The 13968-nt window shown below is 70.9% G+C and carries 13 protein-coding genes and 1 pseudogene; 9 read left to right on the forward strand and 5 right to left on the reverse strand.

All coding sequences use genetic code 11. The features are described from left to right. The first annotated feature begins 16 nt into the window (after positions 1-16). The 4 genes from ACFYYW_RS16455 to mgtA all read left to right on the forward strand — a co-directional run bounded on the left by ACFYYW_RS16455 (position 17) and on the right by mgtA (position 3605). Positions 17-397, forward strand: a complete 381-nt coding sequence (locus ACFYYW_RS16455; protein WP_387649455.1) for a metalloregulator ArsR/SmtB family transcription factor — start codon at positions 17-19, stop codon at positions 395-397. A 102-nt stretch (positions 398-499) separates the two neighbouring features. Then, the gene (locus ACFYYW_RS16460) at positions 500-730 is read left to right on the forward strand and encodes a twin-arginine translocase TatA/TatE family subunit (RefSeq protein ID WP_364335331.1); all 231 of its coding nucleotides are present in this window, start codon (positions 500-502) and stop codon (positions 728-730) included. 69 nt (positions 731-799) lie between these two features. Continuing rightward, the gene (locus ACFYYW_RS16465; protein WP_387649457.1) at positions 800-1147 is read left to right on the forward strand and encodes an ArsR/SmtB family transcription factor; all 348 of its coding nucleotides are present in this window, start codon (positions 800-802) and stop codon (positions 1145-1147) included. After that, entirely contained in the window at positions 1131-3605 is a 2475-nt protein-coding gene (gene mgtA, locus ACFYYW_RS16470) for a magnesium-translocating P-type ATPase (protein WP_387649460.1), read from the forward strand. The genes ACFYYW_RS16465 and mgtA overlap by 17 nt, the downstream gene beginning before the upstream one ends. A gap of 198 nt (positions 3606-3803) precedes the next feature. On the opposite strand, the gene ACFYYW_RS16475 is transcribed toward mgtA, so the two are convergent. Beyond that, positions 3804-4622, reverse strand: a complete 819-nt coding sequence (locus ACFYYW_RS16475) for an ion transporter (RefSeq protein WP_387649463.1) — start codon at positions 4620-4622, stop codon at positions 3804-3806. Positions 4623-4941: 319 nt separating this feature from the next. Here ACFYYW_RS16475 and ACFYYW_RS16480 point away from each other — a divergent pair, with 319 nt between their 5' ends. The 5 genes and pseudogenes from ACFYYW_RS16480 to ACFYYW_RS16500 all read left to right on the forward strand — a co-directional run. Then, positions 4942-6288 carry a hemolysin family protein gene (locus ACFYYW_RS16480; RefSeq protein WP_387649466.1) on the forward strand — a complete coding sequence of 449 codons (1347 nt, stop codon included), beginning with the start codon at positions 4942-4944 and terminating at the stop codon, positions 6286-6288. Then, positions 6285-7298, forward strand: a complete 1014-nt coding sequence (locus tag ACFYYW_RS16485) for a hemolysin family protein (RefSeq protein WP_387649469.1) — start codon at positions 6285-6287, stop codon at positions 7296-7298. The genes ACFYYW_RS16480 and ACFYYW_RS16485 overlap by 4 nt, the downstream gene beginning before the upstream one ends. A gap of 245 nt (positions 7299-7543) precedes the next feature. After that, a complete protein-coding gene (locus tag ACFYYW_RS16490; RefSeq protein ID WP_387649470.1) occupies positions 7544-8134 on the forward strand; it encodes a hypothetical protein in 591 nt (196 codons plus the stop codon). Positions 8135-8456: 322 nt separating this feature from the next. After that, on the forward strand, positions 8457-9689 hold the full coding sequence (locus ACFYYW_RS16495) for a cytochrome P450 (protein ID WP_387649473.1): 1233 nt from the start codon (positions 8457-8459) through the stop codon (positions 9687-9689). A gap of 150 nt (positions 9690-9839) precedes the next feature. Further along, positions 9840-10025 (forward strand): annotated as a pseudogene (locus ACFYYW_RS16500) (DUF6624 domain-containing protein); the annotation flags it as partial. A 28-nt stretch (positions 10026-10053) separates the two neighbouring features. Here the strand turns inward: ACFYYW_RS16500 and ACFYYW_RS16505 are convergent. The 4 genes from ACFYYW_RS16505 to ACFYYW_RS16520 all read right to left on the reverse strand — a co-directional run bounded on the left by ACFYYW_RS16505 (position 10054) and on the right by ACFYYW_RS16520 (position 13933). Further along, positions 10054-10695: a DsbA family protein gene (locus ACFYYW_RS16505; protein WP_387649476.1), complete on the reverse strand. Its 642-nt coding sequence runs from the start codon at positions 10693-10695 to the stop codon at positions 10054-10056. Between the two features lie 77 nt (positions 10696-10772). After that, a complete protein-coding gene (locus tag ACFYYW_RS16510) occupies positions 10773-11960 on the reverse strand; it encodes a hypothetical protein (RefSeq protein ID WP_387649479.1) in 1188 nt (395 codons plus the stop codon). A 52-nt stretch (positions 11961-12012) separates the two neighbouring features. Further along, positions 12013-12528 (reverse strand): DUF3592 domain-containing protein, encoded by a 516-nt coding sequence (locus tag ACFYYW_RS16515; RefSeq protein ID WP_387649482.1) that lies wholly within the window; start codon positions 12526-12528, stop codon positions 12013-12015. 100 nt (positions 12529-12628) lie between these two features. Next, complete coding sequence (locus ACFYYW_RS16520; RefSeq protein WP_387649484.1) at positions 12629-13933, reverse strand: MFS transporter; 1305 nt, start codon at positions 13931-13933, stop codon at positions 12629-12631. Between the last annotated feature and the right edge of the window lie 35 nt (positions 13934-13968).

Below are 13968 nucleotides of genomic sequence, written 5' to 3' on the forward strand. Positions count from 1 at the left end.
ATCAAGGAGTCACGCCATGGCAGCCCCCGCCACCGCCCAGTGCTGTGCGCCGATCGCCCGCGAGCCGCTCGGCGAGACAGCTGCCGCCGAACTGGCCACCCTGCTCAAGGCCGTCGCCGACCCCGTACGGCTGCGCCTGCTGTCGCTGATCGGCTCCCATCCCGGCGGCGAGGCGTGCGTGTGCGACCTGACCGGCGTCTTCGACCTGACCGCCCCCACCATCTCCCACCACCTGAAGGTGTTGCGCACCGCCGGGCTGATCGACGGCGAACGCCGCGGCACCTGGGTCTACTACCGGATCGTCCCCGAGGTGGTGAACCGGCTGGGCGCGCTGTTCACGCCGCTCGCCGCCAAGGCGCAGAACACGCCGGTGGACGTGGAGCTCCACACCGTCTGACCGACACGGCGCACCCTCGCGGGACAATGTCTGATTTGCGCATCTGAGCAACCTTGCTGCAGTCTGAAGCTGACAAAACGCCTGCTCAGTAAGGACGACACCATGGCCGACCTCGGTTGGGCGGAGATCCTGATCATCGCCCTCGTCTTCATGTTCCTGTTCGGGGCCAAGCGGCTGCCCGACACGGCCCGCGCCGTCGGCCGTTCGTTGCGGATCTTCAAGGCCGAGACCACCAGGACGGACGAGCCGGCCCCTTCGCTGGAGGAGCAGGCCCGGCGTCTGGAGGAGCAGGCGGCCAGGTTGCGGGCCGGCGCGCGGCAGGACGGCCGGTAGCGGATGCGACGCTAGGGAGCCGGCGCGCCGCGCGCCTAGACTTGGCACCTGTCCCAAGAAGGAGTGAAGGTGGCCGGCGCACAGACCCCTGACCCGCCCGCCGAAGTGCTGGCCGAGGCCGCGGCCGCCTTCGCGCTGCTCGCCTCGCCGCCCAGGCTGCACATCGTGTGGGCGCTGGCGCAGGGCGAGTGCGACGTGTCCGGGCTGGCCGAGCGGGTGGGCGGCGCGCTGCCCGCGGTCAGCCAGCACCTGGCCAAGCTCAAGCTGGCCGGCCTGGTCCGCTCCCGCCGCGAGGGCCGCAGGGTCGTCTACCTGATCGACGACGAGGACGTCGTGGCCACCGTGCGCGGGCTCGTCGGGCGGCTCTCGCAGCGGGCCGGCACCTCCGCAGGACGCGTCCATGGTCTGGGCGCCTGACGCGCCGACCACGGCCGGCGCCGGACCGGCCCCGCTGACCCAGCTCCAGACCCTGCGCCTGCTGGACACCGGGCCGCGCGGCCTGACGGAGGACCAGGCCGAGGCCCGCCTGCTGGACCACGGCGAGAACACGATCCCCGCCCAGCGGCCGGTGTCCTGGCCGCGCCGCCTGGCCCGCAGCCTGCGTGATCCGTTCACCATGACGCTGCTCGCGCTGGGGCTCGTCGCCGCCGTGATCAGCTCCTGGGGCACGGCGGGCGTCATCGTCCTGCTGGTCGTGGCGAGTTGCCTGCTGCGCGCCAACGGCGAGTTCCGGGCCGACCGCTCGACCGCGGCCCTGCGCAGGCTGGTGGCCACCACGGCCACCGTGAGACGGCGCGCCCACGAGGGAGGCGAGCCCCGGGAACGGGAGATCCCCGTCGACCAGCTCGTCCCCGGTGACGTCGTCAAGCTGGGGCCCGGCGACCTGGTCCCCGCCGACGTGCGGCTGCTGCGGGCCGCCGGCCTGACCGTCCATCAGGCGCCGCTGACCGGCGAGTCGGCGCCCGTGCCCAAGCGGGCGCGCGACCTGCCCGAGGGCGACGACCACCTGTGCTGGCAGGGCAGCAGCGTGGCCTCCGGCAGCGCGCTGGCGGTGGTGACGGCCACCGGCGGCGGCACCCGGTTCGCCGGCGCCCACCACGCTCCGGCGCGCAGGCGTTCGGCCTTCGACCAGTCGGTGAACGGCATCTCCTGGATCCTGGTCCGGCTCATGCTGGTCGTCCCGCCCGTGGCGCTGGTGGCCGGCGCCGTCCTGCGCGGCAGAGGGCTGGAGGCGCTGCCGTTCGCGGTGGCGGTGGCCGTGGGGCTGACGCCCGAGATGCTGCCGGTCGTGGTGACCACGGCGCTCGCCCGGGGAGCGGCGCTGCTGGCCCGCCAGGGCGTGATCGTCAAGCGGCTGCCCGCGCTGCACGACGTGGGGGCGATCGACGTCCTGTGCATGGACAAGACCGGCACGCTGACCCGCGACCGGCCGGTGCTGAGCGGGTCCGTCGGCCCTGACGGCAGGCCGGATCCCGAGGTGCTGCGCTGGGCGGCCGTCAACAGCTTCTGGACGCTGCACCTGGCCGATCCGCCGATCCCCGACCCGCTCGACGAGGCGATCCTGGAGTGCGCGCCCGACCTGGGCGACACCGAGGGGCTGGAGGCCACCCCCTTCGATCCCGCCCGGCGCCTGTCCCGCGCGGTGGTCCGCGACGGCGGCGCGGACGTCGTCGTGGTCAAGGGCGCCGTGGAGGCGGTGCTCGACCGGTGCGCGATGGGACCGGGCGACCGGCTGCGGGCCGGCGAGGTCGCCGGAGCCCTGGCCGAGGCCGGTGCGCGGGTGCTCGCGGTCGCCGTGTGCGACCGGTCCGCCGCCGGTCCCGGCACAGAAGGCGGGCTGACGCTCGCCGGCTTCCTCACCCTCGTCGACGAGCCGTCGCCGGACGCCGCCGCCGCGCTGGCGCTGCTGGCCCGCAGGGGCATCACCCTGAAGGTGCTGACCGGCGACCATCCGGCCACCGCCGCCCGTACGTGCCGGGAGCTGGGCCTCGACGTGGGGGCGGTGATCGAGGCGGCCGACCTCACCGCCGCGTCCGCCGAACGGGCCACGGTGATCGCCCGCTGCACCCCGGACGACAAGGCCCGCGTCGTCCGCATGCTGCGCGAGGCCGGGCACACGGTCGGCTTCCTCGGCGACGGCGTCAACGACTCGCCCGCCATGCGCGCCGCCGACGTCGGCATCTGCCCGCGCGCCGCCGTGGACGTCACCCGCGAGGCCGCCGACGTCGTGCTGGCCGGCAAGGACCTGTCGGCGATCGACCAGGCGATCGTCGCCGGACGGCGCAGCACCGGCAACATCGTCACCTATCTGCGCATCGCGCTGTCGTCCAACCTCGGGAACGTGATCGCGATGCTGGCGGCCGGGCTGGCGCTGCCGTTCCTGCCGATGTTGCCGGTCCAGGTGCTCCTGCAGAACGTCTGCTTCGACGTCGCCCAGCTCGCCTTCGCCTTCGCCTTCGACCGGGCCGCGCCGGCCGTGCTGCGGGGGCCGTTCGGGCTGCGCCCGCGTGGCATCCTCGGGTTCATCGCCCGTTTCGGGGCGCTCAACGCCGTCGCGGACCTGGCCACCTTCACCGTCCTGACCCAGGTCGTCGGCGCGGGTGACGAGCGCTCCTTCCACACGGGCTGGTTCATCGAGAACCTGCTCACCCAGGCCGTCATCATGCTGCTCCTGCGGCCGGTGGTCCCGGTCTCCCCGCCGTTGTGGCTGGCCACGGGCTCGCTCGCGGCGATCGGGCTGCTGCTGCCGCTCTCGCCCCTGGCCGGTCCCGTCGGCCTGACCGCCCTGCCCGTCACGAGCTGCCTGTGGCTGGTGCTCGTGGCCGTTCTGTACGGCGGGGCGCTGGCCGTCCTCAACCGCCGCAGAAGGTTGTAGAGTTGCGCAATGTAGCAACTGTCATGGCCGTCGAACCGCTGGGGCGAACGCATGCGCGCAGGGGAGCGTCAACGAGCCGCCGCACTCGTCGTGTGGGCGCTGGTGTGCATGCTCGACCTCTGCCTGTGGGCCTGGGTCGACTGAGCCGTGTTCCGTCAGGCGGGCTCGTCGCCACCCTCGAACGCCACGGCTGCCCCGTCAGCTCGGGTCTGCGCGGCCGTCGGCCGTGACCGCCTCGCGCGACAGCAGCAGCTGGTCGAGTTTGGCGTTCACCGCCGCCAGCTGCTGCCTCACCTCCGCCAGCTCGGCCTGGGTGCGGGCTTCGGCCGGGGACGGCTCGGCGTCGTTCATGGCGTTGACCACCACCGCGATGAACAGGTTCAGCGCCACGAAGGTGGACATCAGGATGTAGGCGATGAAGAAGACCCACGCCCACGGCTTGTGCTCCATGACCGCCTGGGCGACGTTGCCCCAGTCGTCGCCGGTCATGATCTGGAACAGGGTGAACAGCGAGCGGGGGAGTTCGTCGAACCGTTCGGGCATGATCTCGCCGAACAGCTTGGTCGCGATCACCCCGGCGATGTAGATCATCAGGACGAGCAGGCCGATGATGGAGGCCATCCCGGGCACCGCCGACAACAACGCGCTGACCACCCGGCGCATGCTGGGCACCGCCGAGACCAGGCGCAGCGCCCGCAGGATGCGAAGCGCCCGCAGCACCGAGGCCGGACCGGAAGCCGGGACGAGCGCGATCGCCACGATGACCGTGTCGAACCAGTTCCACGGGTCGGCGAAGAACGCGCGGCGGTAGGCGAACAGCCGGGCGGCGATCTCCACGGTGAAGACGGCCAGGGCGATCCGGTCGACGGCGTGCAGGAAGCCGCCGGCCCGGTCCATCAGGTAGGCGCTGGTCTCGCAGCCGATCGTGGCCGCGTTGAGCACGATGACGCCGATGACGGCCCGCTGGGTGAGCCGGTGCTCGAGCACGGCCCGCACGCGTTCTTGCCCGGACACCACTGGATCGCTCCTCACCGTGAAGATCACAAATCGCTGATCATGGTAGAGGCGACGGGAGGCTCCCACTGCGACCGAACCCGGCTGAGACGCGGATCACATCCGGCACTTACCCTCACCCATACGCGTTGACCTGGGAGAAGACGCCCCGGTCAGGTCCGGCCTGCCCGGGGTGGGTAACGTCCGGCTCAGGAAGCCGCAGCCGGCGCGCTGCGGCGGAGAACACGAAACGGGAAGGATCGGTGGTGGTGTCCGTGTCAGCGGACCCGAGCAGTAGCCCCAGCCCCAGGTACGGCCTTCGTCTGCGGGGTGCACAGCCGCGATGAGCGTCGCACTCGGCCTGGTGGCCATCGTCCTGCTCACCCTCGCCACCGGCTACTTCGTCGCCCAGGAGTTCGCCTACGTCAGCGCCGACCGGCTCGCCCTGTCCCAGCAGGCCGCCGCCGGCGACAAGAAGGCGGCCAAGGCGGTCAAGGTGATGGAACGGCTGTCGTTCATGTTGTCCGGCGCGCAGCTCGGCATCACCGTCACCGCGCTGATCGTGGGTTTCATCGCCAGGCCCGCGCTGGCCGAGCTGATCGCCCCCGCGCTGGAGGCGGCCGGCGTGCCGCAGGCGGCGATCGGCGGCATCGCGCTCGGCATCGGCTTCGCGCTGGCCACCGTGATCCAGATGGTGCTGGGCGAGCTCGCCCCCAAGAACCTGGCGCTGGCCCGCCCGGAGCCGCTGGCCCGCGCGCTGGCCGGCTCCACCCTGGTCTACCTGGCCATCGCCGGACCGGTGATCAAGCTGTTCGACACCGCCGCCAACAAACTGCTGCGCGCCGTCGGCATCGAGCCGGTCGAGGAACTGCACCACGGCGCCACCCTGGAGGAGCTGGGCCACCTCATCGGCGAGTCCGAGGCCCACGGCCACCTGCCCGGCAGCCACGCCGACGTGCTCGAACGGGCCCTGGCCTTCTCCGACCACACCGCCGCGGAAGTGATGGTGCCGCGCGTGGAGGTGGTCGCCGTGACCGGCGCGGCCACCGTGCCCGACCTGGACGAGCTCGTCGCCGCCCACGGCCACACCCACTACCCGGTGCTCGGCGCCACCCTGGACGAGGTGATCGGCGTGGTCAGCCTGGGCGACCTGGCCGCCGTCCCGGTCGAGCAGGCCGCCGCCACCCGTGTCGCCGACCTCGCCCACGACGTGCTGATCGTGCCCTTCTCGATCAACCTGCCGGACCTGGTCGCCCAGATGCACACGCGCGGCCAGGAAGTGGCCTGCGTGGTGGACGAGCACGGCGGCCTGGCCGGACTGGTCACCTGGGAGGACGTCGCCGAGGAGCTGGTCGGCGAGATCGCCGACGAGAACGACGCCGACCCGCCCCGGGCTGTGCGCCAGGGCGAGGCCTGGGAACTGGACGCCGCCCTGCGCATCGACGAGATCGCTCTGGAGACGGACCTGAACCTGCCCGACGAGGACGAGTACGACACCCTGGCCGGGCTCGTCCTGCACCGGCTGGGCCGCTTCGCCGTCCCGGGCGACGTCATCACCGCCGACCTGCCCGCCACCCTCGACCCCCGTGCCCCCACGCACGCCCGCATCGAGGTGCTGACGCTGGACCGGCACGTGCCCGACCGCGTGCGCCTGACCCCCTACCGTGACGAATCGCAGGAGCAGGCATGAACCTGTCCGTCGGGCTGCCGCTCACCCTGCTGCTGCTGATCGGCAACGGCTTCTTCGTCGCCGCCGAGTTCGCCCTGGTCGCCGCCAAGCGACACCGTCTGGAGAAGGCCGCCGCGCAGGGGAGCAAGGCCGCCTCCGCCGCCCTGTCGGGGATCAAGGAGCTGTCGCTCATGCTGGCCGGCGCGCAGCTCGGCATCACGCTGTGCTCGCTCGGGCTCGGCGTGGTGTCCGAACCGCTGATCGCCGGCACCCTCGCCCCGCTCTTCGGCGCCGTCGGCCTGCCCGAGACCGCCGCGCACGCGGTGGCGTTCGTCATCGCGCTGGCGGTCGTGACGTTCCTGCACATGGTGCTCGGCGAGATGGCGCCCAAGTCCTGGGCCATCGCCCACCCCGAGCGCTCGGCCACCCTGCTCGCGCTGCCGTTCCGCGGTTTCACCCTGCTGGTCCGCCCGCTGATCAGCGCGCTGAACGCCGTCACCAACGGCCTGCTGCGGCTGTTCCGCGTCCGTCCGGACGAGGCGGGCGCCAAGGCGCGCACCCCCGACCAGCTCCGGCACCTGGTGGCGGAGTCGCGCCGGCTCGGCCTGATCGAGCCCGACGACCACGTGGTGCTCAGCCAGGCGCTGCAGGCGCCGCAGTCGGGCATCACCGCGCTGATCACCCCGGCCGAGCGGATCGTCGGCGTCCCCGCCACCGCCGCCGCCCAGGACGTCATCGACGCCTGCAACCGGTCCGGGCGCACCCGGCTGATCGTGTGGTCCGGCGCCGAGCCGAGCGGGATCGTGCACCTGCGCGACGCCTACCTGGCCCGCCGGCGCGGCGCCGCCACCACCGCCGCCCAGCTCGCCTACCGGGTGCCGGACCTGCCCCGGGAGATCTCGGTCGCCGACGCGGTCGCCCGGCTGCGCGCCGCCCACAGCCAGATCGCCGTGATCCGCGACGGCGCCGGCGCGGTCGTCGGCCTCGTCACTTTGGACGACCTGCTCACCACCCTGCTGGTGCCCGCCTGACCACCTCGCGAAGGAAGGGCGTTTATTCGGTATATCGGATAAATTCCCATTGACGATGAATGCGCTTGGCTTCTCTCGCCGACGTTTCTTTGCCATTGCTTAACCTGTCGGTGTGTGCTCAAATTATGATTCGATTTACCCATTCCGGCCGGGATGTTAGGCGGCAGAATTGCGACATGGATAGACATGTCCCTTTCGGCGGCCGCAGGATCGACATTTCGCACAATCGACGGAGGAAGATCGCCATGTTCAAGAAACTGCTGCGTTTCCTTCCCGCCGGCCTGGCGGCCGGCTCGCTGCTGGCCGCCGTGGCCCTGCCCGCGCCGGCGTCGGCGTCGGCCTTCCTGGCCGGAAAGCGGCAAAATGTCGTCACCGTCCTCGGCTACAACAGCACCGACTGGAAATACCTCCAGGTGCCGCCCGGGGCCGACGCCCCGCGTTTCTACGAGCCGGACTTCGACGACAGCGACTGGTCGAGCGGACAAGAAGGATTCGGCACAACCAACCGGATCTGCTCGTGGAACAATTCCACCAACGTCAAGACGCCCTGGGCGGTGAACACCGACATCCTGGTACGCCACTGGGTGCACATCCCGCGCAATGCCCGGCTGGTCCGCATCCAGGGAACGATCGACAACGATGCGCGGGTCTACTTCAACGGCCGCCTCGTCCAGGCCGTCAGGAGCGGCGGCTGCGCCGCGGGCGCGATCAACGTCGTCCTGCCCGCCAGGCACCTGGAGCGCTGCAACCTCCTGGCCATCCGCGGCCATGACTACGGCGTCGGGACCTATCTGAACGTCGAGGTCAGCTACGTCAGGGCGACCCCCGCCGCCTGAACGCGCACCCCGGCACCGCCGCGAGCCCCCGGCCCCCTTGAACCGCGAGAGGGCCGGGGGCTCTCCGTGCGGACCGGCCTTCGCCGCGGCGCGGACCCGCCTGGCAGGCGCTGCTCCCGGCCGGGTGTTCAGGGACGGGCCCTTGAAACGACCTTCGACAAGGCGTGGAATCTGGAACTGGGAGGAGAGTGCGGCCCCGACCGGCCAGGTCTTTCCGCACTCGCCTCGCAGCGCTCGGCGTGGGCTTCGCCGCACGACAAGGCGACCCCCGCGCCGTGTCCCGTCAGCCCGCAGAAGCCCCCACCCGCACGGGAGGCCCCGCGTGACCCCCACACCCGTGGTTCTCGACAGCAGCGGACACCGCGTCTATGAGCAGGCCGACTCCCTACGAGCCGCCGGACCGGCCGTGCCCGTCCGGTTGCCCGGCGACCTCACCGCCTGGTCGGTGACCGACGGGGACGTCGTCAAGCACCTGCTGACGCATCCCCACGTCTCCAAGGACGCGCGTAAGTCCTGGCCCGGCTACCGCCCCTACGCGATCGGCTGGCTCACCGCCTGGGTCGATGTGAAGAGCATGTTCACCACCGACGACCCCGACCACCAGCGGTTGAAGAACCTGGTCGGCAAAGCGTTCACGCCCCGCCGCGTGGCGGCGATGCGGCAGCCGATCACTTCCGTCGTCACCACGCTGCTGGACGCCCTGGCCGCCGAGGCCCCGGAAGGCGTGCTGGACCTGCGGGCCCGCTACTCCTACAAGATCCCCACCCAGGTCATCTGCGACCTGTTCGGTGTGCCGCTGGACCAGCGGCCCGCCATGCTGGCCACCATCGACGCCGTGGTGGACACCAGCCTGTCAGCCGGGCAGGCGATCCACGTCCAGCAGGAGATGATCGCCTCGATGCTCCGTCTCATCGAGGCCAAACGGGCCCGGCCCGGCGACGACATGACCAGCCGGCTGATCGCCGCCAGGGACAGCGGACTCGATCAGCTCAGCGACGACGAGCTCGTCAGCACGCTGCTCCTGATGATCGGCGCGGGCAGCGAGACCACCGTGTCCCTGCTCGACCATGCCGTCATCGCCATGCTCAGCCACCCCCAGCAACTGGCTGTCGCCCGCCGCGACCCCGCACGCTGGGACGACGTCATCGAGGAGACCCTGCGCCGGCGCCCGCCCGTCATGCATCTGCCGATGCGCTACGCCACTGCCGACATCCCCCTGGACGGGCAGACCGTCATCCGAGCCGGCGACCTCATCCTCATCGGCTTCGGCGCCCACGGGCGTGATCCCGCCGTCAACGCCGATCCCGACCGCTTCGACATCGACCGGCACGACCGGGCGCACCTGGCCTTCGGCCACGGCATGCACTATTGCCTGGGCGCGCCGCTGGCCCGCCTGGAGGCGCGTATCGCTCTGCCCGCCCTGTTCGAGCGCTTTCCCGATCTGCGGCTGGCCACCGGCCCGCAGGATCTCCAGCCGCTACCCTCCTTCATCGGCACCGACGTGCTCCACCTGCCCGTGACGCTGACCTCCGGCACTTCACAAGCGGCACGATGAACGATGAGCTCCGCGCTGAGCTGCTGGAACGCATGAGGCGCGATCAGGAGGTGCGCCTGAGCCTGCCCAGGAGCGGTCCCGTGCCCGATGACCTGATGGAGCGATGGACGGCCGTGGACGCCGACAACACCGCCTGCGAACCTCGCCTATCTCGTGGACCGGGTCCGTGTCGGTGAGGGGCGGCCGCAGGTGTTCGGCACGCAGTACCACGCTCCTGACGGCGTTCTCCGGCCGCAGCCGATAGAAGATCGCGATCGGCTTGACGAGCGGCGAGCCGAGGTCGGGCTGGGGCCGCACGCCGACTACGACAGCTCCATGCGCCGGCAGTACGGGTGAGCCCGGCCCCAAGCCAGTGCGGCGTCCCTCAGTCGAAGGACGGTCGGACGCCCCGCTCGCGGCTGCGCTTGAGCTCGAAGAAGTCCTCCGTCCCGGCGACCAGGACCAGGCCGTCCCAGAGCCGGCCGGCTGCTTCGCCGCGCGGCGCCCGCCTGATCACCGGGCCGAACAGGGCCATGCCGCCGACGCGGAGAACGGGAGTGCCGACATCGAGCCCCACCTCGTCGAAGGCCTCATTGTGGGAGTCCCTGATGAGCTGATCCAGCTCGTCGCTGTCGGCGGACGCCGCCAACCCAGCGGGCAGGCCCACCTCTGTGAGGGCTTCGGTGATGACTGTGGGGTCGTCGCGACGTCTCTGGTTGTGGAACCGGGTGCCGATCGCGGTGTACAACGGGCCGAGAACGTCACGGCCGGCGTGTTCGGCGGCGGCCGCGCAGACCCGCACCGGCCCCCAGGCGTTCTCCATCTGCTTGCGGTAGTCCTCGCTCATCCCCTCGCCCTTGCGCTGGACGAGGTTCAGGTGGGCCAGAGACATGAGCCGCCAGTCGGCGTGCACCGGCCGTACCTTCTCCACCTCCAACAGCCAGCGCGAGGTGACCCACGCCCAAGGGCACAGCGGATCGAACCAGAACGGGACCTCGACGAGCTCCGACTCTTCCGTGATCGTCATGATGGCTTTCTTCCTCTCAGACCGATCTCGCACGCACCGCGACGGCGGTTCGCGCCAGGACAGCGCAGGGCGCGACCCTAACGCCGCTTCTTCGAGCGCTGGGGAGTGCCGCCCTTCGCGCGTTTCTGTTCGTACGCCTGATCGAGGGTCCAGATGTAGTACCACCTGCCCTCGCGGAGTGTCCGGACACTGTTCTGGCTGATCGCTTGGACCACGCTCCATATTCCACCGGTGGCGCCCAGGACTCCGAGCGCGGCGGTCAGAGCCGGACCGTAGACGGCGGTGAGGGTCGCTCCCGTCGTTCCGAGGACGGCGCCGGTCGCGGCAAGGGCTCTGGTCCGCTGGATCCTGGCCATTTCGGCCTGGCATTCCTGAATCTGCTCCCGGATCTCCAGGCCGATCCGAGTCAGGGCCACTTCGGACTGAACGGCGTCCTGGGCTTCGTCGAGCTGGAGGAACTTCCCGCGCAGGTAGGTGCGGAAACGGTCGTAGGAGCCGAACTCCTCGACAGTGATTCTGCTGAAGTCCCGAAGTCCGACGCCGTCGATGTAGGGCAGCTTGATCTCCAGGATCGGTCGGACGAGCCGGCTCTTGACGGGTTCTTCGCCTGACGCCTCGATCGCACGCCGCCCTCTGAGCAGGAAGTCGACGGCCCGAGCATCACGGATCGACCTGCTTCTTCGGACCGGGCGTCCCTTCTTCACCTGCTGGGTGCGGAGGCAGTAGTCGGGCAGGTACCAGGTCAGCCCGGCTTGCAGGAGGGGGCGGGCGTGGAGGATCCAGGTGCCGAGCTGCGCCAGGTCGAGCGTTCTGATGCCGAAGTAGTCCTCCCGCCAGTTCTCACGAGGCTCGCGGACGGCTGCCATGTGGAGCATCGATGCCGGCAGGTCGGGGGGCGTTCCGGGCGGGAGTCGCGGTTTGTTCCCTGAACGTCTCTCCGGGTCGTTCCAGTGGATTCCGGTCTGCCCGATTTCGTGATACGCCCCGCCCATGCCGTCATGAAGAAGGAGGGTGTCGGAGATGAGCGAGACACGCTTGGTGATGGCGGCGAGGTCGGTTCCTCTGAGGCCGAGGCTCACGTCGAACTCGTGCCTGGTGAGGGATCGTATGTCCCGCAAGGTTTCCGCGTCCCGGTCCCAGAAGTAGGCCGCGTACTTTTTGGCTACTTGTTCCGGTTGCTCATCTTTGCGCAGGCTGCGAAAGAAATTCTGCATATGTCCGGCGATGACCTGATTTTGGGTTGGGTGTCGTCCCCAAAGCCGCATTCGTCCATCATATGTCTTTCGATTTCCTGCCGTTCGAGAGTTGTGGGACGCGTCAGTCCATGTCCACGCCCGGCGGGCAGTCGACGGGCTCGGAGGTGCCGTCGGCGTGCTCGATCCGGCAGCCGTCATCCGCACCGCCGAACGGGCTGAGATGTCCGGAGGAGGCGGCGAAGATGGCCAGGCCGACGGCGGCGGCGATGAGCCCGATGACGATGCCGCCGTAAGCGCCCCCGACACCGGCGTCGCCGGCGGGCACGGCCTTCGTCGGGTCGTCCGGGTCGTAGAGGACGTCGGTCTCCCTGCCGATGCCCAGCTGCGACTCCGTCCAGGACTCGGCGGTCACCTCGCGCCCTTCCAGGGTGGTGAAGGTCAGCACCGGACGCCGGCTCGCCTTGAGATGCTCGCCGCGTCCGGTGAACGTGGTGGCCACGTCGGTGACCACGCCCGGCACTCGCCGCGCCCCGCGGACGAACCGCCTGCCGTGCACGATCCCCCTGACCGACACGAGCACGATCACGGCGCCGAACGCCACGAACAGTAAGGGCAGGTACTCGAAGACTTGCTCCACCGCGGTCCCCCTGGAATCGGCAACACTCGGACAACGATCGGCAGCGTTGCATGGTTCGCGGCCGGCGAAAGGCGAGAGCGGAGGCCATGGCCGGCACCGGCTAGGCAGGGGCGTGCGGGGCCCTGTCGTCAGTGGGAGTGTCGTCTCCGGCTGCGGCGGCTTCTCCGGTGAAGCGGCGCAGCTCCGGGCTGAGCGCGGCCACCGCGGCGGTCAGGACGAGCAGTCCGCCCAGCACGACGAGGGCCGCCGCGCCGCCCAGCGCCGCAGCCAGTGCCCCGCCGAGAACGGGCCCGAGGGGCTTGAGCGCCATCGCGCTCATGCTCAGGACCGCGCCCATCCGGCCGAGCATCGCCTCCGGCACCATGCGTGCGACCACGACGTTCATCACCACGTTCAGCGAGGGCGTGGACAAGGTGATGAACACCAACGGGATCATCGGCCACCACGCGCCCCAGGGCAGTGCCGTGGCCGCCAGCGCGGCGCCGAAGACCGTGACGACGGCCAGCAGGAGCCTTCCGGGAGGCAGGAGCCTGCTGAGGCGGCCCGACAGCAGGGCGCCGGTCAGCCCGCCGATTCCGAGACCGGCCAGGACCGTGCCGGTGACGCGCGCGTCGCCGCCGCGTTCGCCGACGAGCACGATCAGCGGGATGAGGAACGCCCCGCCGAGCAGGTTGAGGACCGTCACCGCCGCGGTGACCTCCCGCAGGCCGTGCCGCCGCCACAACCAGGTGAGGGCCTCGGCCGCTTCCCGGCGCATGCTGCGCCGGATCGGCCGCTGCTCCTCGCCGTCGTCCCGGGCGGAGGGGGGCGGCTCGTCCGCCGGGCGGCGGGGCACCTTGGCCAGAGCGTAGAAGAGCGTGGCGGCGACGAAGGTGGCGGTGTCGACGACGAAGGGCACTGCCCGCCCGAGGCCGTACAGCAGGCCGCCGAGTGGAGGGCCGATCAGTCCGGCCGCGTGGCTGCGGGCCTCCTCCTGCGCGTACGCGCTGTGCAGTTGGCCTGAGGGGACGATGCCGCGCAGCGCCGTGTCCTGGACGGGCCCGATGAACGCGACGCACAGCCCGTCCAGCACGGCCAGTGTGACGAACTGCCAGACCTGTACCCGACCGGTGATGATCAACACCGTCAGCAGCGCGGAGACCACCGCCTGCAGGCCCTGGGCCGTGATGAGCGTACGGCGGCGGTCCCACCGGTCCACCCAGACGCCGGCCGGCATCTGGACCGCCAGGAACGCGACGGTACGCGCTCCGGCGACGACGCCCGCCAGCCCGGGCGAGCCGGTGAGCGCCAGCACCAGAAGCGGCATGGCGAGCGCGGTGAGCTGCGATCCCAGCTCCGAGACCGCGCTGCCGAGCCACAGCAGCTGAAAACGCGCGTTTCTCCGCAGCGGGACGATGTCGGTCACGGCGCGTCTTCCTTGCAGGCGGGGGGCGGGTCAGG

It is taken from the genome of Nonomuraea sp. NPDC001831, assembly GCF_042892035.1.
In the GTDB taxonomy this organism is placed as follows: Bacteria; Actinomycetota; Actinomycetes; order Streptosporangiales; family Streptosporangiaceae; genus Nonomuraea.